We start from the raw sequence: 22,682 nt of genomic DNA on the forward strand, positions 1-22,682 counted from the left end.
ACTTAATCCATAATGACAATGTACCTTTGCTCGGAATCGCCAGAGACAACGAAACTTGTTTTATACTTTCATGTTGTATCAAAACTCTCCGGATTGCTTCTTCCTTAAATTCTGCTGAATACTCCCTATTTTTCTTTTTCTGAACTACAGATATTCCATGAATATCAATTAGCTTTACTATGTAGGTCACTGAGGTTCTGTCGCATTTAAATAGTGTTGCAAGTCTTATTGAACTGTAATGATCTTCTTTCCAAAGTCGATACATCTCGACTTTATCTTCGTACGTAAGCTTCATAAATATAACCCCCGAAGTTTTGTTCAACTTTCGGGGGTCACTCTACTTTCGGGGGCACTCTAAGATAGATCTGGGCTTTTTCATTTTTTTTGCACAAACTTCAAACTTTGGTGGCTTAGAAAGTTACTGATAATTCACCACCAAGGGCAATTATGATTTTCATGATCGTATCAATCTTAGCATTAATATCACCTTTTTCCATTCTGGCAATGACAGGCTGAGATACACCGCTGATTTTTTCCAATTCTCTTTGAGATAATCCTTTTTTCTTGCGAGCATCAGCGATAGCGTGCATTAACTTTACTCTAGATTCCATTTCTTTTAGTTCTTGAGGGGTGAAAAGCTCGGCTCGTACTTCATCCCATGATTTTCCAATAGCAGAATTATTCATGATGTAAACCTCTTTTCTTTATATCAAGTATTTCTCTCTGTGCTTTTTCAATTTCTTCTTTTGGGGTTTTTTGTGTTTTCTTTACAAATGTATGTAAAAGAACAAAACTATCGTTTTCCCAAGTTACAAATAGTATTCTGTTTCTTTGTGGTCTTAATTCCCAAATTTTATCTTTCAAATGTTTGATATATGGTTCGCCAGCATCTAATCCATATTCTTTAAGGGCATCAATATAGTCGGCAATTTTCTGAAACTGTATGCGACTATTTTTGTCTTTTTTACCTTTCAACTCATATATGTAATCAAGCACAGGGCTTTGATTTTTTGAGTTTTTATAAAAATATATATTATACATTTTCCAAATACCTTCTTTCTTAATGATAACTTGTGAGTTATCATTATTCAAGTTTTAAATTAATATTTTTTTATTCATTTCAGTGTCGATTTGCTGATACCAGTCATTGATTCAACCTGAGAATAGGTATGAGTCTGTAACAGTGTTCTGGCATGTTCTATCTGGGCAGGCGTAAATTTTCTAGGCCTGCCTTCTTTAAAGTTTGGATCTGATTTAGCAATGGACTTGCCTTCCTGAGTTCGTTGGATAATCATATCCCTAGGTATCTGTTTTCTTCCGCAATGTCGGTTTTCTGGTGTATACGGTGAATACCCGGAAATCTCACGGCGCAAAATTGAAGAAAGCTAAAAAAAATCAGTATGGGTAAGGATTTTTCTTTGGTGATCTTCTCAGGCTTTATTATAATAAGACAAGAGAAAGAGAACAGATAACAAAACACGGCGTGTCATAACGCCTTTCCGATATTTTTTATTTCACGGATAACGGATACATTCTTACGGCTGTCTGTGCCGGCGGTTTTATCCGCTGCTTCAGAAGTTTTTTTACTGTTATGACCGTGAAAGACTTATGGTTCAGGACGGATATCATTCATCCGTACCTGCGGCGGATGATGCGTGTATTCCGTACGTGGATATGCACATCTGTCCGGAATTCCGCCATAATCGGCTCTGTTCAGTGTAGGAATATAAGAAGAATAACGATTAATGTACTTGTAGGGTTGTTGCGGTATGTCCAGTCATATTGAACATGAATCAATGGAAAACTATCTTGAAACGATACATAAGCTTGGAGGACTGAAGCAGAGTGTCCGTTCCATCGATATTGCCAGAGAGCTTGGTCTTTCCAGACCTTCGGTGAGCCGTGCAGTGAAAATCCTCAGGGAACGCGGGCTGATAACCGTTACGGAAGACGGATTCATCAGTCTGACCTCCGCAGGTAACGACCTGGCTGAAAGGGTAATGCATATTCATGCCTGTCTGGTAAAGTTTCTCCTTGATACCACCGGTGTCACTGTCGTACAGGCGGATATCGATGCCTGTCGCATTGAACACGTGGTAAGCGATGAAACGGTAAAAGGGATAGAAGATTATATCAGCAGGAACAGCCTGACCGCTCCTGAAACCGAGACCGAGGTCTGCTCTCATTTCCCTGACAGTACCGAACTTCTGGAATCAGGTGAAAACTATCTGGAAACCATTCTTATACTCCGCAGAAAAAAGGACTGGGTAAGAGCGGTGGATATCGCCAATCTGCTTAATCTCTCCAGGGCTTCGGTAAGCCGTGCCATAGGAGTGCTCAGACAGAAGGGGTATCTTGACATCGGTGAAGGAAATGAACTGATTCTTACCGCCAAGGGTGAGACCTGCGCCAGAGAGATTTACAGCAAGCATCTGCACCTTGAAGCCTTCCTGAAATTCACTCTCGGCATCCCTGATGAAATTGCGGACAAGGATGCCTGTCGTATCGAGCATATGATAAGCAGGGAAGCTTTCCAGGGAATCAAAAAGTATCTTAAGAATCACGGGGTAAAGGTCGGCTGATTCCGATTCCGGAATTATCTCAGGCGGCAAGCCGTAATCTGTCTGTCCGATTTACCGGAATGTTCCTGTACCGGCTGCCGATATGGTCGGTTACCGCCTCCTCTGCAGACTGAACCTTACAGGTGTGCTTTTCCGCTCCGATAAAAGAAACTGCCGGTTCTGAACGATATGCACGGAATGCTGCATGATAAATCAGGTTGAATGTTCTCCTGCAATTAATCGTTACGGCATACCGGTCATAACCTTTTTGGTTGATTTTCAGAAAAGAAAGTTTAAAGTATACATAGTGATATGCGAAAAGCCGTCCTGCGTGCTTCTTTATCTGTCAGCAGGAGCTCGTGGAAAAACGGTGATTTTTTCAATAATGGGAATAACGAAAATGATGACACCTGCAACCAAATTTCTGGACAGTAATAAAATCCAGTACAGCATGTATAAGTATGAATGTGATGCCAAAACTGATTTCGGTCATATGGCGGCAACCAAACTTGGCAGGGATCAGAACGAGGTATTCAAGACTCTGCTTATTCATCATGAAAAAACCTATGTTACCGCGGTTATTCCGGTGAACTGCAATCTCAACCTTAAACGTGCAGCCAAACTTGCCGGTCTCAAGAATGCCGAAATGGTAAAGCCGGCCGATGCCGAAAGACTTACCGGTTACGTCTGCGGCGGTATCAGCCCGTTCGGTCAGAAGAAAAGAACCATGACCCTGGTGTCAGACAGGGCGCTTGCTCTTAAGGAAATGCTGGTAAGCGGCGGACAGCGCGGTTTTTCCGTAGGTCTTCCTCCCGATGTGCTGATTAAGGCTCTTGATGCCAGAACAGGAGATATTACGGACGACCAGTAATATCCGTCCCGACTGTTAAGCCCGTGGCGGAAAGGCCGTCGGGTTCAGCTGCTTAAAAAACACAAGCCTGCTCTGAAATAATTCAAAGCAGGCTTTAATCTGCATAATACCGGCTGAGAACATCAGGAATGTTTTCAGTTTTTCATTCCGGAAATCAGGCTGTTACCTGTTCGGCGTTTTCGGAGTTTTCAATATTAAAGAATTCATAAAGTTTGCGGGAAGATTCATGAGTGGAATCTTCGTAACCGAAACGGAGAACCAGTTTACCGCAGTAGCGCTCCTGAGCCCATAATGAGAAGTGGAAGTATCTGATCTGATAATGGGAGTCATCAACCACTTTTTCCAGATCGGCATGGTCGAATGACTGAGTGAAGGAGATGTCTTCCTTCCAGTACTCATTCAGGTTGCCGATGGTATAGAGAAAACAACCGCCAAGATTCTGTCTGGTAATGGAATACTTGTTGTTTATGACAAGCGTATCCTGATCTCTCATGACAATCTTGTTGAAAGATTTAAGATAGACTTTCTTTGATCCGGTTTCATCCCGTGTTTCGGAAGAAGCAGGGCGTTCTTCCTGTTTCTGTTCATTAGTCCCGCTGGTATGTGTTCCTGAAAAACCTGCATTATCCGTATCTTTATTAAAGAAATTAAATTTAAATGCATGTCTTAAGTTCATTTTTATAAAGTCCTCGCACAGGTATGTCTGAAAAGAAAAATGACTGATTATCAGGCCTCTTCCGGCAACACCTTGTTTATGAAAGCCGCTACTCTCACCGGCGCTTCCTTCTGTCTTATTTTTATAATTATCAGCAGTTTGATTACTGTATTTTATTCTTTTGTCTTATCCGTGTTTTCTGAATTCTTTCCGGCATCCGTTATGGAGGATAGGCTAGTCTTTCCTGCCGAAAAAGAGATATGTTTGGTAAAAACACATTAACTATTGTAAATTCAGAACGGCATCTCTGTTTAAAGGTAATATTCAAAATGTGATGTTATACATATCACCTGATGTTAAAAGGTGAGAGGTATCAAAATATTATGGCTGAAAAATTACTGAAAACAGCATGAGAATAGTGTTTTCGGTACCGGACAAGCCTGACTGTTCATGATCCGCAGTCCGGAAGCTTCCATTCGGTGTGCGGCACTGAACCTGTCATCAGTCAGTGATTCTGAATTCAGTTTCAGGATCCTGTATTAAATTTAAGGTGATTGAACCGACAGAAAACTGAGTACTGAAAAACTGTTCCGGGCATCGGTTTAAGACATACGTGCTGAAAAGCCGTATGGCAGATCAATCGGATTCTGATATTTCAGATTACGGAAACACCGTGCAAAAACAGATGGATGGAGTGATGCGCTGAATGGGCTTAAATCAGATGCGGGCTGTGGTGAATGAGTTCTGAGTACAGGAAAACCTGAGGCGAAGAAATTTCTTTCTTCACCCGCCGGTTTCCGTTTCTGTCAGAACGTCTGTAACAATTGATTCTATTCAGAACGTGAAATCATATCATCCGGAGATTCCGTATAAAGGCAGGTATCAGATACCTGCACCCATCATGATTTCATTTAAATTAACGCGATCCATTTCTGCAAGATCCGCGATTGTGGTGTGGTCCACCACTGAGTTGATGCTTTCCTTAAGCTTTTCCCAGAGATGATAGGTGGCACATGAATACTTTCTTTCACATGGAACCCCGTTGTTTTCCAGACATGGAACAGGGGAGAGATCACCTTCGGTAAGTCTGAGAATGGTTCCTACGGTAATGTCTTTTGGTGATTTGGCGAGCTCATAACCGCCCTGAGTACCTCTTCTTGCACTGACCACGCCGCCACGGCGCATCAGACCGATGATCTGTTCAGCATACTTTTCAGAGATATTCTGTCTTTCGGCCAGTTCCTTGAGCCTCACAGGAGAAGACTGATCGAATTTCGCCAATTCAATCATCAGTCTCAGAGCATATCTGCCTTTGGTAGAAATTTTAATACTGTATCCTTACGTTTGTCGAATTTATAATTATTTTTTAGAAAAACATATCACAATGCTATGATTTTATAATACGACTTAATTTATAAAAACGAATATATGTAATAATATGTTTTATTTATTTAAATTTTATAATGAAAGCAAATTTAAATATCTTTTGTCAAAAATCTCTTAAATTTGCTTAGCATAATATACTATAAATTGATATGAATTTACAAGTTTGTAACTTTGGTTTTTGCGACGATGGAGCAGTTTTAACCACATTTGTATAAAAAACGTCTGTTATCTCAGGTTTTTTCAGGAGCGTCAGCACCTTGTTTTTTCAGGAGTCCGGGACATTTCTGCTCATAAAGAAAATATATTGCACGCATCTGTTTGCCGTGCGGTCGGTTATGAGCGGTGTTCATGCGGCGGAAATGGCGGTCTTACCGGCGGTTTCAGGAGAAAATGAAGAGTCCGGGGCACTGTTGCAAACTTATAAATTCCGGAATATGCCGGATCCGCGGAAAATGACGGTAATGAAGTTAATTCGGAAAAATATAGAGAGTGTTTACGCCGTACCTTAAGTTATGTTTAAAGTCGGTACGGCATAACAAGCATGAGAACCTTAATCAGGTTAAATGTCAGTGAGGGTGTTTTCCTTTTCATTGAAGTAGTAGCACTTTACGCCGCATTCACTGAACATTACCTTGGAGAAGTTCCAGGCTTCCTGCCAGCGTTCATTGACTTTTGTATCAATAAAAACCTCTGATATACCGGCCTGGATAATGGCCTTGGCGCATTCCTGACATACCGGCAGATTATGAATGTAGATGGCTGCGCCGACAACTGAAGAACCGTTGTAAAGGGCGTTCAGAATGGCATTCATTTCGGCATGCACCACCAGCTTGTATTTGATTTCCCTGGTGTTGTAGCGTTCAGGAGTATCCGCCACTCCTCTCGGAAAGCCGTTGTATCCCTGGGAAATAATCTGTCCCTTGTCACCGACGATAATCGCTCCGACCTTGGATGACGGATCCTTTGACCAGGTGCTTACCAGTTCGGCGATTTTAAAGTAGCGGCTGACCCATTTGAGTTTTGATTTAAGTTCCGGTGAAACTTCATTCCGGTTCAGGGCATCTGCCTGCGCTGCCGGGGTATCCCTGATACCGTTAAGGACACTGTCAAAGTGTTCTGCAATGACGGGATTCTGACTGTTTAAACGCAGACAGGCTTTAAGCAGGGGATTACGGCTGCCGTCACGGTTGTTTCTGTAAAAGCATGCTGAATAGCTGTTTAAATCAATGAAATAGGTATAGTCGGCATTTTCCGATGCGTTTCCCCTGAAATTACTCGTCATGAATTCAGAGGCTTCGTCGTCATCGCCGCTGATGACTCCGCCGGTGTTTTTATTCCAGAAAGGTGCGGTAGCCAGAAGATACCCGGCTTTTTCCGGTTCTCCCTGAGGTGTGCCGAAGGTTAGGGTCGTACCGTTCTTTAATTTCAGTTCAATATTGGCGTAAGCTTCCATCTGCGTGTCCTGACTGTTTTTCAGATTGAATTATTTTCCATGTCAATTTTAAAACGATATGCGCCGTTTGCAAACAAAATCGGCAGAATGTAATCGTAAATCCGTATTTACTTCAAAATGATGTGGTTTTCTGTTTTAAATACCGGGAATGTCTCTTAAGTACTGTTTTTTATGGCGTATAAAATCTTAATGTTTTTCAACAGGCATAAAGATGTTATAAGTTCCAATAATAAAAAAGCATGTAAAAGAATCAAATCTGAATAATAAATATGGCTGCAGGTAATTTTTTGGCCTGTATACGGTAATGGTTTGTCATAACTGATGTTAGAATACGTAATGAAGCTTTTGAGGAACGGTCATGAAAAAAGTAAAAATCACCGTAATGAGAATTTCGAGATACGACGATCTCATCGCAGAGTATGAGAATCCCATACCCCATCCCTGTGACATGCGGGAGGGTATGGTTTTTATAGCTGACGGATGGCGAAAGCCGGACGATTTCTGCGAAAGCGCCTGGACTTCGATTTCCTCGTTTGTGATGACTCTGGCCTGCGGCGGTTCAGGCATTTATGACGGCTGGATGAAAAATCCCCGTTCGGCCATGATTTCCTGTAACGACGGATTTCGCCCTGTGAGCTTTCTGCTTGAGGCTCTGGATGAGGAAGCTTCGGTGCAGGAATAGACAGGGCATGACAGGGATGTGACGCCTGGATGGTGTTCACGGGTTGATAACGGATACGGCAGATTAAAGGTGACAGAGGTGAGCAGAGTAAAGGTATTGAGATGCAGACTTACGGAAGACGTTTTTTCCGTTCCCGTTCATGAGTATGTGTCTCAGCTTATTCCCGAGGACTTCTATTCTAGGGTGCTTTCAAGAAGAATAAGCTACTATACCGGAAGGCTGATGCTGGCTTCCGCTCTTGCCGGGTTCTGCGGAGTCAGGGGACTTCTTGAAACGGATATCTGCTGTTCCGAACACGGCAAGCCTTATCTGACGGAGTCCTTTTATCTGAGAACCGGTATCCGTAAAAAAATAGGATTCAACATCACTCACAGCGGTAATTTTCTGTACATGAGCTTTGCCGATGCGGAAACTTCCATAGATCTTGAAAAAATAAAGCTCCGCAAAACCATGCATGATGTTGCCGGAAAGTATTACAGTCCGGCGGAGAACAGGGTGATGGCTGAAGCGGGGGAAAGAGAGGCGGAGTGGTTCTTTCATTTCTGGACCGTGAGGGAAACGCTGGTCAAGTACAGCGGAAACGGTCTGCCTGACATGAACCGCTTCAGCTTCTCTGTGCCGGCGGCGGATTCCGGCGATGCCGAATCTTTTGATTTCGCGGGAAAAATGGATATTACTCCTCCTGAGGACTGCAGTGTTTACCGCAGAGACAGTGTGATAGCCACTTTCCTGATCAATGAGGAATCCGCGGCAGGCGAGGAACAGTATTCTCTTTCCCTGTATCTTGATTCATTTTCGGATCTGTCCTCGGTTGAATTTCTGAACATGAGAATTCCCGACACGACTCATGCAGAACCGGATTTTATAAGGATTCCTGCTCCTCGCAGTATTCAGCTTGTCAGCAGAATCTCCGGACGATGAATTTTAAGGCTTCCGGTTTTCTTCACATTATCCGCCTGCATTAAGACGGATATACATTTCATATACGTATCAGTCGGATTTTTTATAAAGTACCTCTTTCCGGTTGCTGTCCGTTCTGCTTTTCTGTTCTTAATCTGACCGGAATACAGAAGATAAACAACATCGCTTTCTTATTTGTTTAATATATTGCCGGCTATTGATTTTAGTCTGATAATGTTTAAAAAATTTTATGTAGATGTTAAAAAATTATTAAATTTTTATTGTGAATGTTAATAAAATGTATTAATATCTTCAAAAGTTAAGCGGGGTGAATTTCATGAATAATGAGATTCGGCAGGAATAAAAATTCCAGAACCGGAAACACCTGAAGACTCAGATGCGTTCATTATAAAAATTACAAATATAACTGATTTAGAAACACATTGGCGCAGATGTTTCTGTTACCGCAGGCTTTCCCGTGATTGTGTGTGGCTCAAAACGTTAATTATCAGCATGTGTATGAAAAAATTATCCCTTTTAGTTCTTCCTTTACTGTTTGCATTCTGTTCCTCTCAGGCTCTGGCTTTTACCGCTCCTTCAGGATATGTAATGGGTAAGTCCAGAACCCTGAAGAATCTGTACATCGAAGATTATCGCAATTCCAACGGCGGCGTGATCTATAAGATTGATTACAACAACTACCGTCATTTCAAGATCGATGAAAAGCTGGTTCTTAACGGTCTTAACTGCATGAATGTGGAAATTTCAGCAGATGAAAGGGATCTTTATGCGGATGAATGTACCGCATCTCCAAGAGGCTCATTCTTCAGCACCGTATCTCACAATACCTATACCGTTGAAGCCTACGCTGCGGATGAACAGATCCATATCGTGGTTTACAATCATCGCGTATCAGACGATTCTCTCGCTGAACTGAGATGGTAGGCGCGAGTTTATCTTAATCAGTACTGAAAAAGGCAGCCGTGAGGCTGCCTTTTCTGTTCCCTTATTCATTATCCGTATCAGTACCTTTTCCATCCAGCATCGGTTTTATCATGTATTTATCCGGGTTCCCGGAGACCGGAAAACGTCAGACGATGCCGTTCCGGCCGGTCATCATGACGGATGTAATGAGTTACGGTATTGATCTTTTCCTCGCATTTTCATAACCTGAAAACCGCACCTTCAGTATATGAACGGTGCGGTCTGTATGGCGGCGGTAATCAGAAATTCATACCCGGAGGATTACATACTGTCATTGAACACGTTAACGAGATTGTAGCCTGCAAGGCTGAGCTCCCGTTTTACGGTGGCTTCGTCGAAGTTTCCCCTGTATTCAGCGACTGCCGCGTTTCTTCTGTGTGAAATCACGATGTTTATGATGTTTACGTGCTTTCTCAGAATTTCGCATACCGTTGATTCACAGTGTTCGCATACCATGCCGTCAATGATGAGATTGGCATAGTGAACCATGTTTTCATCGGGAGTTTCCGCTTCGGTGTTTTTCTGAGCGTGAGAAACAGGAGAATCCGGCGTTATTCCCATGAATCCGCTGAAGACGGGATCCGCCGGAACCGTATTTTTGTGTACCGGTGCCGGTTCCTTCCTGTCGCTGGTTATCACGTTGAGGTGAGGTCTGAAATAAGCTTCACCCATGGCGGAGATCTTTTCGTTTTCATTTCTCGCATCTTCGGTCAGCTTCTTTTCGGAAATGTCCGTCAGGAATATTCTGAGGGAGTTGCCCACCACGATGAGACTTGATGCGGCCATGCATGAGGCTGCAAAGACCGGAGTGAGTCTCAGTCCGAAGGAACTCAGGGCTCCGGCAGCCAGAGGCAGTCCCACAATGTTGTAGCAGAGTGCCCAGAAGAGATTTTCCTTGATGGTTCTTAAGGTTCTGCGTCCGCATCTGATGGCTTTTACCAGGTTGAGCATGGTGTTTTTCACCAGTACCACGTTCCCGGCGTCAATGGCAATGTCTGAACCTGAGGCAACGGCTATGCCGATGTCGGCTTCGGTAAGAGGCAGGGCGTCGTTGATGCCGTCGCCGACCATGGCGGTGACTCCCTTTCCGCGCAGTTCTCTTATCACCTGAGCCTTGTCTTCCGGCAGACAGTTGGCTTTGAGATTCCTGATATGCACCTTTTCGGCAATGCCGGAGGCACTGAAGATGTTGTCCCCGGTAAGCATTATCGGAGTTATGCCCTGACGGTAGAGCAGGGCCACTGATTCGGCGGCATTGTCCCTGATGACGTCGGATACGGAGATGATGCCCAGAATTTCCCGTTCGGTGGCAAGAAGTATCGTGGTATCACCCTTGTTTGACATGTCATTGCATATTTCGCCTATATCGGCGCTGATAACGGATTTTGATCTGATGTAATCCTGATTGCCGATGAAGAAGCGGTGACCGTTTATCGTTGCGTGAACGCCTCCGCTTGTCACTTCCGCAAATTCAGTGATGTTCATTATTGATCCGGGATCGGTGGCCGAGTACAGCTTTTTCATGACCTCGTTCATGCCTTCATCCATGAGACCGTAGGTGTCGGCATTATGTATTCCGCTTTCAGCGGCCACGGCTTTGGCCACCGGATGACTGCTGAAGCTTTCCAGTATACCGGCAAGATGCAGAACGTTTTCCACGGAAAGGGCGGATACGGTGATTACCGAGGTTACCTTAGGCGTTCCTGCGGTAATGGTTCCGGTCTTGTCGAGAACCATGTATTTAACCCTGCCTATTTTTTCCAGTGATTCGGCATTCTTGAAGAGAACACCGTTTCTGAGTGCTTTGCCGGCTCCGGCGGTAATGGCGAGCGGGGTGGCCAGACCGAGTGCGCATGGACAGCTTACCAGAAGAACGGCGGTGGCGTATTCCAGAGCCACGGCCATGGTTCCGTTCAGAAGAAAATACCATACGCAGAATGTCAGAATGGCCAGCACGATGACTGCAGGCACAAAATAGGCTGAGATGGTGTCGGCTGTTCTGGAGATCGGGGCTTTGGAGGTAAGCGCTACCTTTACCGTTTCCACCATTTTGCTGAACACTGTTTCAGAACCTGTTCTCAGGGCTCTGCATTTAAGCAGACCATTAATGTTTACGGTGGCTCCGGTGACGGTGTCGCCCGCAGTTACGTCGCGGGGCATGGATTCACCGGTAAGTCCTGATTCATTGATTGATCCCGATCCTTCAATGATTACCGCATCCGCAGGAATTGATTCTCCGGGAAGCACGATAAAGACGTCATTTACTTTCAGGGCGGCGGCAGGAACGTCCTCGGCGGCATTCAGCGGGTTATCGTTTACCCCTTCCTGTCTGTGAGCTCCGGCCCTGATTCTGTGGGCGTTTTTCGGGGTAATGTCCAGAAGACCGCGCAGAGCGGTGGTGGTTTTTCCTCTGGCTGAACGTTCAAGAATCTTTCCGAACACCACGATAACCAGAAGCATCGCCGCAGACTCAAAATAAAGATTATGGGCAAGCTTTGCGGCCTGTTCCGTCATGTCGGCGGAAATGAGGGTGTTGAGGAGTGCGATTTTCTGCACGGAATAAAGATATGAGGCGGATACGCCGATGGCCACCAGGGTATCCATGGTCGGCATCATTCTGACAAGTCCGCGGTAGCCTTTTATCAGCAGTCTGCCGTTAATCAGCAGAATGGCCGAGGTCAGAATCAGTTCCGTGTATGCCAGTCTGTCAGGACGGTCCATGAAAAATGAACCGGCAGGAAGGCCGAACATCAGATGTCCGGTTGCAAGATACATGAGAATCAGAAGGAGTACGAGAGAAATCAGAAAACCGGTGAGCATCGGTTTTACTGAAGGAGTGAGTCTGCTGACGTAATCCGGAATGTTTCCTCCTAAGGAGTCAGAGACGGTAATGCCGTATCCCAGCTCCGTAACCGCCCTGATTACCGCTTCCTGAGAGACGCTGCCGGTGACGTTCATGATCCCGGTGATAAGACTTACTTCGCAGGAGGTCACTCCTGGAAGTCTTTTTACCGTCTGTTCGATATGATTGCTGCAGGCTGAACAGTTCATGCCTGTGATGCTGTAAGAATTCACGACGCTTTCCTTATCTGTTGTCCATTGTCCGGCCCGGCGCCATCCTGAAGACGCTGCTGAAAAAATTCAGATACGGGACTTCCGGACTGATGATTTGATTTCTGAACTGTATGACCTGAAAAGTGCTGAAATCCGGTGCTTTATTATGTATGCTGATGACACCGGAACTGATTATTGTTATATCTGTTTAAGTGACTGACTGTTTTCCGTATATATATACATAAGACATTCCGATTCCGGGGAGGTTCAGTCAGTTCGTGTTTTTTATGAGCATTTTCGGGACAGAACAGAAAAGGCGGACCTGAGATTATAATATAACAGTTAGTGATGATTATCATTTCTCTTTGTATACTTTGCGAGCAGTATTGCCTTTAGTGATAATTTTTTGCGGAAAACTTGAGGTGTACCGACATTTTACCGCGGTTACGGGGTCGTCTCTGCCGGTGACTTCCATGATTTCCTGAGTTAAACGGTAATTTCCCGGCGGAAACCGGGGGCGGATGAGACGGCCTGATTTAACGCCGTCTGAAAATGCTGATTAAGGCATCCTGCAGGAACAGGCGGATTCACAGAAAATTTTATGCAGTCGGATCCGGAATAAATAGAGAAGCATAATCATATTGTATGTTAGAATCTCTTTTGTGGATGAACAGGAGAAGTACAGATGCCATACAGCAGATTTAAAAATGAAACTGAAGAACTGAATTATGCCAGACAGTCGCTCAGAGAAAAGGGAATTAAAGTGATGGGGCTGATTCTTTTTATCACCGCCGCGCTTGTCAGTGTTGTATACACAACCGTCAATGACAGTGAAAATCCATACGGCAACCTTTCAGAAAGCGCTCTTAATACCGTGGTGTGCCACGGTTCAGGCTATACCCTTAAAAAGGTTCTTTCCACAAGTGTTTCGGATTACACGGTAAATCTCAGGGCCGTGCACGAGGATCTCAGTGATCCCAACGGCAGGGTGCTGTCACTGGTTACCATCGACGGCATGCTGAAGATGGAAAGCGGCAGTCACGAGAAGGCTCTGATAAAGCTTGACATTACTCCGTCCCTGGTGCTGGAAAACGACATGGTGGTAAGCAGTGCGGTAGTGGGCGGCCGCAATTACGGAACCTCTCTGAATTCCGGAAGCGGAGACCGCAGAACCGATGCCGGAAAATCAGGCAGTGACGCAAAGTCACGTCTTTCCGAGGTAAAGGATCTTCTCTGCGGTGACAGAAACCGCCGTTCCTATATCTGACGGAAAAAATCCGGGAGCATAAAAAAAGACTGAACCGTGTGTTCAGTCTTTTTGTTTTTTCAGAATCCGAGGTTTTTTCTGCTCACACCACCGAAAGAGCGGTAAGAAGCATGACGCCTGCGTTCCGGCGGTGAGTTAAAAAACTTATATATTAAACTTCTGCAGGCTGTTCCTGTTCAGCGTCTGCAGGAGCTTTGGCAGGAACTTCGGCAGGAGCTTCCTCCTCATCTCCTTCGGAACCGATGAAAAGAGCCATGCTGTCCCTTACGAAGCATTTGTAGGTGCCGTGCTTTTCGGCAAGAACCCTGCCGTAATCACCGGTATCAAGCTCCCAGAGGGCGAATTCACTGTAGGTGCCCATGAAGTACATCTGATCGAGGAGTTCATCGGCAATTACTCCCGGCTTCACGAAACATACTCTGATTTTGAGATTGCCCTTGCAGCCGTTGAAGCAGTAGTGCTCTGATCTGTCGCCGAGGTCGGTGATGGTGAAGCTTTCAACTTCAGGGTAGCAGTAGTAGCGCTCAGTGATTACGCTGCGGATGCTGTAAAAATCAAATTTTCTGACAGAATATCTTTCAAATAACGGATCTATATAAATCTTCCCCTTGTACGGACGCCATGCCCTGATAATGCTCTTTCTGAGAAGTTCTTCATTGGAAAGACCTGATACTGCGGAAGCCTTTATCCTGGGAGCCTTTTTGAGTTCCTTTTTCTTTCTTTCCACGGCATCTTCATTATTTGAAGTAAGAAGTTCATCGTTATAATGGATCATCGTTTTTATCCTTTGTCTGCAATAAACAGGCATGGTATCCATTCCATGCCTTTTTGGAGTAATTTAAGATGAAATCAAATGTGTAAACATTTTCAGAAAATATAGCACAATCATTGATACATATCAATTGAGAGACATTTTGGCATTTGACTTATCAGGCAATTTTTACCGTCTTTGTCTAAAGTTTAGGCAGCCGGCCGTGAGTCTTGCGAGAGCCTCTTCGAGAATCTTTCCCGGACACGCCGTATTGAGACGGACAAAATGCTCTCCTCCGGAACCGAACTGACTGCCGTGGCTTAACCAGAGATGATGCTCATCCTTCAGAAAACCGCAGAGCCTGCGGGAATCATCCGTAAATGCTGAAACGTCGAGCCACATGAGATAGGTGGCATCCTGCGGCACAGGATATATTTCCGGAAGGTTTTCCTTCAGGTACTTCACGGTGAATTCCCTGTTGCCCTGAAGATAGGCGCGCAGTTCCTGAAGCCATTCGTCACCTTCGGTGTAGGCGGCTATCGCGGCCTGTACCGCAAAGGCATTCGGTTCGGCGCATTCGTCGGTGTTGAGTCCGCGTTCAACCTTATATCTAAGCTTCGGATTCGGAATCATTACCGCGGCGCTGTTGAGTCCCGCCATATTGAAGGTTTTTCCCGGAGACCAGCAGGTAACGGAGTTGCCGGCGCATTCTGAATTTACGGAGGCAAAGGGAATGTAGGATGTTCCCGGTGCCGTGAGATCACAGTGGATTTCGTCGGAAACCACGATAACGCCGTGTTTGGCGCAGAGCCTGCCGATTTCCGCAAGTTCTTCCCGGGTCCAGATTCTGCCTGCAGGATTGTGGGGATTGCAGAGAAACATCATGGTGCACTGCGGGTCGGAAAGATCCTTTTCCAGCCTTTCGAAATTGATGAAATAGCGGCCGTCACGGTAATCGAGAGGGGATTCGATGACAAATCGGCCCTGGTTGAGAATGCTGTTGAAGAAAATGTTGTATACCGGTGTCTGAATCAGTACCTTTTCCGCCGGTGTGGTCAGCTTGCGCACCATGCTTGAAAGAGCGGGAACCACGCCGGTGCAGAAAACCAGCGAATCCGCTTCAGGTCTGAAGCCGTAATGACCATGCCACCAGTTCTGATAGGCTTCATGCCATTCCTTCGGCACGATGCTGTACCCGAAAATACCGCGTTCAGCTCTTTTCAGAATTGCATCCGTTACCGCAGGACAGCTTAAAAAGTCCATGTCCGCAACCCACAGGGGCAGTTCGTCCGGATGTGAAACATCCCATTTAAGTGAATTGGTTCCGCTTCGGTCGATAACGGCATCGAAGTCGTATCTGCTCATAAATTCTCCTTATGTTTTTATCCTGTTTTTTCGGGCTCTTAGCCTGTTTTCCGATAATACCATATCATTCACCGCATGCCGGGAGGCAGGTGTCAGACCGCGGACTTTTTTCTGTCGCAGGCCTTCAGCCAGCCGTCGCCCCTGAGTCTCAGCAGGAACAGACAGCCCCTGATGCAGAGCTCCAGCGCCATGGCAACCCATACCCCCTGAAGTCCCATGGTCTTTACAAGCAGCAGGGACAGCGGAATTCTTATGAGCCACATGGTACCGCTGTTCATCAGTCCCGGTATCATGGTGTCTCCGGCTCCGCGCATGCATCCGGCAATCAGTATGGAGGCTCCGTAAAGAGGTTCGGCAAAGGCCTCGATGCGCAGGATCGCGGTGCCGAGTTCCCTGATTTCCTCATCAGGCGTCAGCAGACCGATAAGCACCGGTGCCGTGACGTACATGACTACGGCGGCAAGAGTCATCATGCCGACACCGATTACGGTGATGATGACGGTAAAATTGCGGGCCAGATCCCTGCGTCTTGCTCCCACGCACTGACCGATGACGGAGGTTCCGGCAAAGGCTGTGCCGTAGCCTATCATGTAGCAGAAGCTTTCGGCCGTGATGGCGAAGCTGTGGGCGGCTATGGCTCTGGTGCCCAGTACTGAGACAATGGCAACCGAGGCAACCATGGCTCCGGTGGTTGCCAGGTGATCAAGACAGATGGGGGCTGATATCCTGAAAGCCCTGAAAATGACGGGAGGTGATATGTAGAGCTTTTCCCGTCTGATATGAAGCTGTTCGTTTCTGACGAGCAGCATCCAGAGCATGATTACGCAGATGACGCCTTCGGCGAGAGCGGTTCCTGCGGCAACACCGGTGATACCCATGTGAAAACCGGGCAGCGTGAGGGTGCATCCGAGGATTTCGAAACGGCGGGTCGGAAATATGAAAATGAAGTTGAAGATTACGTCCAGAATGCAGACTCCTATATTGAGAAGGCTCGGAGTTCTGATGTTGCCCGTCGCCTGAAGCAGACTGGCGGCATACATGTTCATCACCAGTACCGGAAAGGCGCACATGTATATCAGAAAGTAGGAGGACGCCATGGGGGCGATGTCTTCGGTTCCTCCTAGAATGTACGGAACCCGGTCGGCGGAAACGGCGCTGACTACCGAAAGCAGAAGGCTCAGGGTAATGAGACAGAAGAAGCCCATGCTGGTGGCGGCTCTTGCCTTGATCAGCTTGCAGGCGCCGATGTTCTGGGCCACCTGTACCGCAAATCCCGATACCACGGCAAGACAGATGCCTCCGATAAGCCATATGGAAGACGATACCAGACCCACGGCTGCTGACTGGAGAGGACCGAGCTGACCTACCATGGAAGCGTCAATGTAGTGCATGAGTATCTGGGATATCTGGGCGCACATGGCGGGAAAGGCCATGGCGAGAATCAGCCTGATTTTTGCTCCGCAGCTGATGTATTCCGTGCTTTTAAGCATGGACGCGAGTATCTTTCCGGTATCTTTACGGCTCATGGAAAACAGCCTCTGTCTGAAGTTGCCACAAAAAATCATTTCCTTAAATAACAGTATATCAGAACTGGATGAACAGCACTAAACAATCTCTTTCCGGCATCAGAGCCGAAAAGATTCCGGAAAAATCCGCACCGGAAGATGCATAAATCCCGCGGTTTTAATCGACGGATTGCGGTTTTTGGCATGTTTCGTTACGTCAGCCACGATTTTATGATGCCGAACTGACGGTTTGCCGTAATAACCGTCCCGGTGACATATAATGGCGAAGGGCTTCTGCCTTAAAAAACGGTCCGGAAAATCATTCATCAGCATTGAGGCAAAGTCTGCCGGACCGGTTTTACTGAATAATACATATTATAAGAAGGTTGATTATCATGCGTATCACAGCTTTATGTTTTCCGTTCTGTCTTTCCCTGCTTGCTCCCGCATGGGCGGATGAGATACCTCAGACCGATGCGGTTACGGGGGCGACGGAAAACGGGGATACCGTTTCCGTGGCTCCTGCCGACGAATATCAGGATACTGCCGAAAAACTGCCGGCAGACTATGTTCCCTCCGAGAACATGAAAAAATACACCCTTGAAGAAAGAGTGGCCATGACCATCGGCTACGATCTGGCAATGGAAATCAGAGACGGAACCGGTCAGCTGAAGGAACTCGGGGAAAACATAAACCTTCAGGCTGTCGCCCGGGGCGTAAACGAATATCTTGATCATCCCGAAGACGTGGACATGGAGGAGGCTGACAGAGTGCTGGCGGGATATTATGAAAGTATCCGCAAGAAGGAACTCTTCTATAACTTCAATCAGTACACCGGACAGGTTCATCATATAAAGGAGCAGGTTGCCAGATGTTTTGCGGAGCATGGCATTGAAGGCTATTACGACAACTGCCGCAACGGCATGTCAGGCAGTGGGTATATGATTCCGGGAGCTACCGATTTCAGCACTGATCTCGTAAAGTCCACCGAGGTGGAGGTGCTCAGGGGGGATGACAATGAAGAAAACAGACAGATTTTTTCCGTAAAGCTTACCGTTAACGAAAAATCATTCGGTCAACCGTACAATCTTATATATGACGGCTTCTGGAATAAGACTGCAGGTCTTTTCTGGCGCCTCAGCCGGAAATCCACCTGTTTTGAGGCGGGACTGTGCAGATAGCAGGCTGTCCGCAGGGGGGAATCTGCGAAAGAAAAGAATATGAACCGTATTCATAATTTTCGCCGATAGCGTGAAAAACCCCGACTTTTAAAGAAACATATACGGACAGGGCATCGGATAATTCCGATGCCCTGTCTTTGTTCGGATACGCGGATACCCCCGGCGGAGCCCGGGATATCTTTTCAGAATCAGTTGTAGCTGATTTCGATGGTTTCAGCGATCTTCTTGCCTTCGGTTACCGCTTCCTCAACTGAATCAGCTGAAGTGAGAACCACGCCGAGACGTCTGGTGCCGTTGATTTCAGGCTTGCCGAAGAGTCTTAACTGGGCTGAAGGGTAGATGCTTAAGGCTTCGTTGAGCCTGTCATAGGTAATGTTCTTTGAAGTGCCGTTACCGAGAAGAGCCACTGAAGCTGACGGACCGTAGAACTTAAGACCGCCGCACGGGAGTCCGAGAATGGCTCTTACGTGAAGAGCGAATTCACTGAAGTTCTGGGAAATCATGGTTACCATGCCGGTGTCATGCGGACGAGGTGAAACTTCACTGAAGAGAACCTCGCTGCCTCTGATGAAGAGTTCAACACCGTAGATACCGTGACCGTTGAGAGCGCCTACAATCTTGCCGGCGATGTCCTTGGCCTGAGCAAGGAGGTCTTCGGTCATGGCCTGCGGCTGCCAGCTTTCACGGTAGTCACCGTCTTCCTGGCGGTGACCGATAGGAGCGCAGAAGTGGATGCCGTCCACGGCGCTTACGGTCAGAAGGGTGATTTCATAGTCAAACTTGAGGAATTCCTCGATGATAACCTTGGTCTTGTGACCTCTGCCTTCGTCATGGGCCTTGTTCCATGCGGTTTCAATCTGATCTTCAGACTTGATTACGCTCTGTCCCTTGCCTGATGAACTCATTACCGGCTTGATTACGCAGGGAATGCCGATCCTGGCAACGCCTGCCTTGAATTCTTCAAGAGTTTCGGCAAACACATACTTTGATGTAGGGAGACCGAGCTTTTCGGCAGCAAGGGTTCTGATGCCTTCACGGTCCATGGTGGTAAGAGCCGCAAAGCTGCTTGGAACTACCCTGAAACCTCTTTTTTCGAGCTCTACCAGCTTGGTGGTGGCAATGGCTTCGATTTCAGGAATGATGTAGTCAGGCTTTTCCTGTTCAACCAGCTTTTCAATTGCATCACCGTCAAGCATGTTGATTACGTGTGAGCGATGGGCAACCTGCATGGCTGGAGCGTTGGCATAACGATCAACAGCAATCACCTCAACACCAAAGCGCTGCAGTTCGATGCAGACTTCCTTGCCTAGTTCACCGCAACCAAGAAGCATTGCCTTAGTGGCTTTCTGACAATATGGAGTTCCGAGCATAAAGTTTTACCTTTTCCTATATGTAAGTTATGTGTCCGTTTGACCTGAAACATGAGGAGACTGCGGAATTTCATGCCGAAAGCCGGCATTGCGCCTGATTCTGAGGGGAATCCCGGAAATATTTCCTCTGTTTTTTTAATTGCGTCAAACTATACCATAAAAGACGTTGACTATCAATTGCCGGATACCGCCGTAAAGTGCGGTTTTGCTCTTCACACAGGTGCGTATGAGCAGGAGTGTCGCATACATACGGGACGGTAATGTCCGATTTTTGTGTCAAGAGTCATTATTTGACGATGAAAAATTTCCTATTGGCCCTTATGACTGCGCGGATGACATATAATATGACAGGTATGTGATGTCTGAGTAATGCTTTGTACAGGCACTGTTTCGGAACATATGAAAAATATTAATGTTGATATAATCGGGGAATTTGAACACAAATGATGTTAAGTAAGGTTTTTTCAGGAATTCAGACCGCGGTATTGGGATTGGGACTGTTGGCTTTAAGCGGTGCGGCCGCGGCTGACTGTCTGACGGATGTTAAAAAGTACCGTTTCGACAAAGAACTTTACAATGAATGCATTCGTGAGGCGAATAAAACTGACAATGCTGAACTGCAGTATCTTGTGGCCTTATGGAATTTCGCCGGAGTAAGGGAAGTGGATTTCCAGACTCAGAGAAACATGAACGGATACAAACACTTCATTCACCTCGCCGCACAGGGCGGAAATCTTGACGCGATGAGCATGTACGTGATTACCCAGTATGATCGTGACAATGTGGAGAATAACGGTAAAGACCTGAATATGGTTAAATATTTGAATGCCCTTGCAGACGACAAGTCACCTGAAGGCATTCTCAGAATGCTGGTCACCAAGATGCAGATCGGCAAGTTCAGAGAGACTGTTGAACTCCCTGAACTGGTTAAGCTGGCTGATGAACCGGACAATCTGAAAGCAAAATTCGAGCTGGCACGCTACTATCAGTCCAGGGTAACTCCTGTTGATGTCCGTGCCGACTTAATCAGCAAGGCATACGAGTATTACAAACCTATTATTGAATCAAAATCGGATGATGACAATGTCAGAGTCATGCGCGGACAGTCACTGTGGAACATGTACGGTTATTACATGAAGGCAAGGAATGCAGAGGAGTTTGCAAGAGCTGAACCTTTCCTGAAGCAGCTGGCATACAGCGGTGACATTCTGGCAATGGGGGAATATGCCGTATCATATGATACCTCAAGATTCGGTATTCTGGATGATTCAAAGGCATATGCCTGGGTCGGCAGAGCTCTGGAATGCGCCAAGGGAACCATCTTTGAAAATGAATACGGCTCCAGTGAATTTTTTGAAAAAGTAAATAAAAAACTCTCTGATGAGGAACGCAAAAAAGGTGAAGCGGAACTTGCAGAACTGAGAAAGTCGGTTAAATGCATTTCTCAGCCGAAACCTAAACGTCCTGAATCAGAAGTTAAGGCTAAGGATCCTGCTGATAAAAAGTCTGATGCAGGTACCAAAAAGTAAAGCAGACACTGATTATAAAAAGGGCGGGATTTTTTCTTATGATTGTTTTCCCGAAATCCCTGATATTTGAGAATAAATAACGGAACCGGAATTTTTCAGAATGCGATGATGAAATATCCGACATATTTATTACGCAGATGAAAAACGTTAAATGTTTAATTTTCCGGTGACTGTCAGTCACCGGTGCGGAATGGACGCAGACCAAAAGGAGTCGTCTTATGAGCAATTACAGACAGATATCGGTGATGGCCATTATTCTGGCCATATTTGCACAGGCCTATGCCTCCGAGACGGAAAATCAGTCCGCAGTTTCTGCAGAACAGGCGGTTGTCGCCGAAAGCTCCGCCGTTGCGGAGCTCGGTAATAATGTTCCGGAAACAGCTGTCGCAGCACCAAAGGCTTCCGTTAAAAAGAAACGCATGGATCATTTTTCAGTCGAGTTTTCGGATGACGTTGAACTCGCCGGCAGCATGAAATACAGCACTGGTGCTCCGGATGATACAGCTGACGGCATGATTACCATAAGTACGTCGCGTTACTCCAACAGAAATTCAGTTGAGAACGACGCGATTGAGATTGCAAGAGCCGGAACCGCAACGGTTACCATTGAACATGAGGAAGAGGAAGAGACGGTTCAGACGGTTGCAGCCGAGGTGAATAACGCTGTTCCGGAAAAAGCACCTGAGACTACTGCACCGGCTGAAGAAAAGCCGGCCGAACAGGCGGTTAAGGCTGAAGATACCAGGCCTATCGTTCTGGAAACTGTTGATACTTCAGAAAATCTCCAGAAAAAGAAGAATTCTTCTGCCGTTATTGATGATGCGGAAAAGCATCTCAGTAACGTCAGTGTTCAGACCGGCAGAAAGAAGGTTCAGACGCTGGACGTGACCCAGTCGGTTAAGGATCCTGAAAAGAACGTTTCATCACGCATTATCAAAAAGGCTGATGAAAACGTGAAAGCCATTGAGGATAAGCAGGCTGAAATTGAGCGTGCTAAACAGGCTGAAGAGGAACAGAAGCGTCTTGCCGAGGCCGCCGAAGCTGTGAGTGAAGCTGAACAGGAAGCAGAAGTCAAAGTAAACGCAGAAGCTGAAAAGGCTGAACAGGAAGCCAGAGCAAAGGCTGAGGCTGAGAAGGCTAAACTGGAAGCTGAAGCCAAAGCAAAGGC

General features: G+C 46.2%; 21 protein-coding genes. 9 read left to right on the forward strand and 12 right to left on the reverse strand.

Annotated features, from left to right (window positions below; translation table 11 throughout):
* From BMY80_RS12410 to BMY80_RS06875, 4 genes are all read right to left on the reverse strand, one after another.
* The coding region (locus BMY80_RS12410) for a transposase (protein ID WP_218140333.1) at positions 1-295 on the reverse strand (295 nt) is incomplete at its 3' end.
* Positions 296-410: 115 nt separating this feature from the next.
* A complete protein-coding gene (locus BMY80_RS06865) occupies positions 411-686 on the reverse strand; it encodes a helix-turn-helix domain-containing protein (RefSeq protein WP_093142248.1) in 276 nt (91 codons plus the stop codon).
* Positions 679-1,041, reverse strand: coding sequence for a type II toxin-antitoxin system RelE/ParE family toxin (locus BMY80_RS06870; RefSeq protein ID WP_093142250.1), 363 nt, complete (start codon positions 1,039-1,041; stop codon positions 679-681). Before BMY80_RS06870 ends, BMY80_RS06865 begins: the two co-directional genes overlap by 8 nt.
* A gap of 74 nt (positions 1,042-1,115) precedes the next feature.
* Positions 1,116-1,295 (reverse strand): helix-turn-helix domain-containing protein, encoded by a 180-nt coding sequence (locus BMY80_RS06875; RefSeq protein WP_177178518.1) that lies wholly within the window; start codon positions 1,293-1,295, stop codon positions 1,116-1,118.
* A 474-nt stretch (positions 1,296-1,769) separates the two neighbouring features.
* Between BMY80_RS06875 and BMY80_RS12415 the strand changes: the two genes are divergently transcribed.
* Positions 1,770-2,582 (forward strand): metal-dependent transcriptional regulator, encoded by an 813-nt coding sequence (locus tag BMY80_RS12415; protein ID WP_198020467.1) that lies wholly within the window; start codon positions 1,770-1,772, stop codon positions 2,580-2,582.
* A 184-nt stretch (positions 2,583-2,766) separates the two neighbouring features.
* On the forward strand, positions 2,767-3,432 hold the full coding sequence (ybaK, locus tag BMY80_RS06890) for a Cys-tRNA(Pro) deacylase (protein ID WP_342741915.1): 666 nt from the start codon (positions 2,767-2,769) through the stop codon (positions 3,430-3,432).
* Between the two features lie 154 nt (positions 3,433-3,586).
* Here the strand turns inward: ybaK and BMY80_RS06895 are convergent, their stop codons facing one another.
* The 3 genes from BMY80_RS06895 to BMY80_RS06915 all read right to left on the reverse strand — a co-directional run bounded on the left by BMY80_RS06895 (position 3,587) and on the right by BMY80_RS06915 (position 6,926).
* Positions 3,587-4,108, reverse strand: coding sequence for a hypothetical protein (locus BMY80_RS06895; RefSeq protein WP_093142253.1), 522 nt, complete (start codon positions 4,106-4,108; stop codon positions 3,587-3,589).
* Between the two features lie 861 nt (positions 4,109-4,969).
* Positions 4,970-5,416 carry an RrF2 family transcriptional regulator gene (locus tag BMY80_RS06905; RefSeq protein ID WP_093142258.1) on the reverse strand — a complete coding sequence of 149 codons (447 nt, stop codon included), beginning with the start codon at positions 5,414-5,416 and terminating at the stop codon, positions 4,970-4,972.
* A 616-nt stretch (positions 5,417-6,032) separates the two neighbouring features.
* Positions 6,033-6,926, reverse strand: a complete 894-nt coding sequence (locus BMY80_RS06915; RefSeq protein WP_218140334.1) for a deoxycytidylate deaminase — start codon at positions 6,924-6,926, stop codon at positions 6,033-6,035.
* Positions 6,927-7,284: 358 nt separating this feature from the next.
* Between BMY80_RS06915 and BMY80_RS06920 the strand changes: the two genes are divergently transcribed.
* The 3 genes from BMY80_RS06920 (at position 7,285) to BMY80_RS06930 (ending at position 9,453) form a co-directional block, all read left to right on the forward strand.
* Positions 7,285-7,608, forward strand: coding sequence for a TIGR04076 family protein (locus BMY80_RS06920; protein ID WP_031579852.1), 324 nt, complete (start codon positions 7,285-7,287; stop codon positions 7,606-7,608).
* A gap of 78 nt (positions 7,609-7,686) precedes the next feature.
* Complete coding sequence (locus BMY80_RS06925; RefSeq protein ID WP_143066479.1) at positions 7,687-8,529, forward strand: 4'-phosphopantetheinyl transferase family protein; 843 nt, start codon at positions 7,687-7,689, stop codon at positions 8,527-8,529.
* Between the two features lie 498 nt (positions 8,530-9,027).
* Positions 9,028-9,453, forward strand: coding sequence for a hypothetical protein (locus BMY80_RS06930; protein ID WP_031579854.1), 426 nt, complete (start codon positions 9,028-9,030; stop codon positions 9,451-9,453).
* A 300-nt stretch (positions 9,454-9,753) separates the two neighbouring features.
* On the opposite strand, the gene BMY80_RS06940 is transcribed toward BMY80_RS06930, so the two are convergent.
* Positions 9,754-12,567 carry a heavy metal translocating P-type ATPase gene (locus BMY80_RS06940; RefSeq protein ID WP_093142265.1) on the reverse strand — a complete coding sequence of 938 codons (2,814 nt, stop codon included), beginning with the start codon at positions 12,565-12,567 and terminating at the stop codon, positions 9,754-9,756.
* Positions 12,568-13,231: 664 nt separating this feature from the next.
* On the opposite strand from BMY80_RS06940, the gene BMY80_RS06945 reads away from it, so the two are divergent.
* Entirely contained in the window at positions 13,232-13,813 is a 582-nt protein-coding gene (locus BMY80_RS06945) for a hypothetical protein (protein WP_093142268.1), read from the forward strand.
* 151 nt (positions 13,814-13,964) lie between these two features.
* Here BMY80_RS06945 and BMY80_RS06950 read toward each other — a convergent pair whose 3' ends face one another.
* The 3 genes from BMY80_RS06950 to BMY80_RS06960 form a co-directional block, all read right to left on the reverse strand.
* Positions 13,965-14,588, reverse strand: a complete 624-nt coding sequence (locus tag BMY80_RS06950; protein ID WP_093142270.1) for a hypothetical protein — start codon at positions 14,586-14,588, stop codon at positions 13,965-13,967.
* A gap of 165 nt (positions 14,589-14,753) precedes the next feature.
* Complete coding sequence (locus BMY80_RS06955; RefSeq protein WP_093142273.1) at positions 14,754-15,929, reverse strand: MalY/PatB family protein; 1,176 nt, start codon at positions 15,927-15,929, stop codon at positions 14,754-14,756.
* A 92-nt stretch (positions 15,930-16,021) separates the two neighbouring features.
* A complete protein-coding gene (locus tag BMY80_RS06960; RefSeq protein ID WP_177178519.1) occupies positions 16,022-17,455 on the reverse strand; it encodes an MATE family efflux transporter in 1,434 nt (477 codons plus the stop codon).
* Between the two features lie 374 nt (positions 17,456-17,829).
* Here BMY80_RS06960 and BMY80_RS06965 point away from each other — a divergent pair, with 374 nt between their 5' ends.
* Entirely contained in the window at positions 17,830-18,615 is a 786-nt protein-coding gene (locus BMY80_RS06965) for a hypothetical protein (RefSeq protein ID WP_093142278.1), read from the forward strand.
* 188 nt (positions 18,616-18,803) lie between these two features.
* Here BMY80_RS06965 and purT read toward each other — a convergent pair whose 3' ends face one another.
* Complete coding sequence (purT, locus tag BMY80_RS06970; RefSeq protein WP_093142281.1) at positions 18,804-19,985, reverse strand: formate-dependent phosphoribosylglycinamide formyltransferase; 1,182 nt, start codon at positions 19,983-19,985, stop codon at positions 18,804-18,806.
* 443 nt (positions 19,986-20,428) lie between these two features.
* On the opposite strand from purT, the gene BMY80_RS06980 reads away from it, so the two are divergent.
* Positions 20,429-21,514 (forward strand): hypothetical protein, encoded by a 1,086-nt coding sequence (locus tag BMY80_RS06980; RefSeq protein ID WP_093142287.1) that lies wholly within the window; start codon positions 20,429-20,431, stop codon positions 21,512-21,514.
* Positions 21,515-21,732: 218 nt separating this feature from the next.
* Positions 21,733-22,682 (forward strand): hypothetical protein (locus BMY80_RS12215; protein ID WP_177178520.1); only part of this gene is annotated, 950 nt, incomplete at its 3' end.

It is taken from the genome of Ruminobacter amylophilus (assembly GCF_900115655.1).
Classification (GTDB): domain Bacteria; phylum Pseudomonadota; class Gammaproteobacteria; order Enterobacterales; family Succinivibrionaceae; genus Ruminobacter; species Ruminobacter amylophilus.

What these genes read in the sequence shown, in the direction of transcription:
- BMY80_RS06930 (WP_031579854.1), top strand. Translation starts at nt 9,028, where the DNA reads ATGAAAAAATTATCCCTTTTAGTTCTTCCTTTACTGTTTGCATTCTGT.
- BMY80_RS06875 (WP_177178518.1), bottom strand. Translation starts at nt 1,295, where the DNA reads ATGATTATCCAACGAACTCAGGAAGGCAAGTCCATTGCTAAATCAGAT.
- ybaK (WP_342741915.1), top strand. Translation starts at nt 2,767, where the DNA reads ATGATAAATCAGGTTGAATGTTCTCCTGCAATTAATCGTTACGGCATA.
- BMY80_RS06865 (WP_093142248.1), bottom strand. Translation starts at nt 686, where the DNA reads ATGAATAATTCTGCTATTGGAAAATCATGGGATGAAGTACGAGCCGAG.
- BMY80_RS06920 (WP_031579852.1), top strand. Translation starts at nt 7,285, where the DNA reads ATGAAAAAAGTAAAAATCACCGTAATGAGAATTTCGAGATACGACGAT.
- BMY80_RS06955 (WP_093142273.1), bottom strand. Translation starts at nt 15,929, where the DNA reads ATGAGCAGATACGACTTCGATGCCGTTATCGACCGAAGCGGAACCAAT.
- BMY80_RS06945 (WP_093142268.1), top strand. Translation starts at nt 13,232, where the DNA reads ATGCCATACAGCAGATTTAAAAATGAAACTGAAGAACTGAATTATGCC.
- BMY80_RS06965 (WP_093142278.1), top strand. Translation starts at nt 17,830, where the DNA reads ATGCGTATCACAGCTTTATGTTTTCCGTTCTGTCTTTCCCTGCTTGCT.
- BMY80_RS06915 (WP_218140334.1), bottom strand. Translation starts at nt 6,926, where the DNA reads ATGGAAGCTTACGCCAATATTGAACTGAAATTAAAGAACGGTACGACC.
- BMY80_RS06960 (WP_177178519.1), bottom strand. Translation starts at nt 17,455, where the DNA reads ATGAGCCGTAAAGATACCGGAAAGATACTCGCGTCCATGCTTAAAAGC.
- BMY80_RS06980 (WP_093142287.1), top strand. Translation starts at nt 20,429, where the DNA reads ATGATGTTAAGTAAGGTTTTTTCAGGAATTCAGACCGCGGTATTGGGA.
- purT (WP_093142281.1), bottom strand. Translation starts at nt 19,985, where the DNA reads ATGCTCGGAACTCCATATTGTCAGAAAGCCACTAAGGCAATGCTTCTT.
- BMY80_RS06950 (WP_093142270.1), bottom strand. Translation starts at nt 14,588, where the DNA reads ATGATCCATTATAACGATGAACTTCTTACTTCAAATAATGAAGATGCC.
- BMY80_RS06895 (WP_093142253.1), bottom strand. Translation starts at nt 4,108, where the DNA reads ATGAACTTAAGACATGCATTTAAATTTAATTTCTTTAATAAAGATACG.
- BMY80_RS06870 (WP_093142250.1), bottom strand. Translation starts at nt 1,041, where the DNA reads ATGTATAATATATATTTTTATAAAAACTCAAAAAATCAAAGCCCTGTG.
- BMY80_RS12415 (WP_198020467.1), top strand. Translation starts at nt 1,770, where the DNA reads ATGTCCAGTCATATTGAACATGAATCAATGGAAAACTATCTTGAAACG.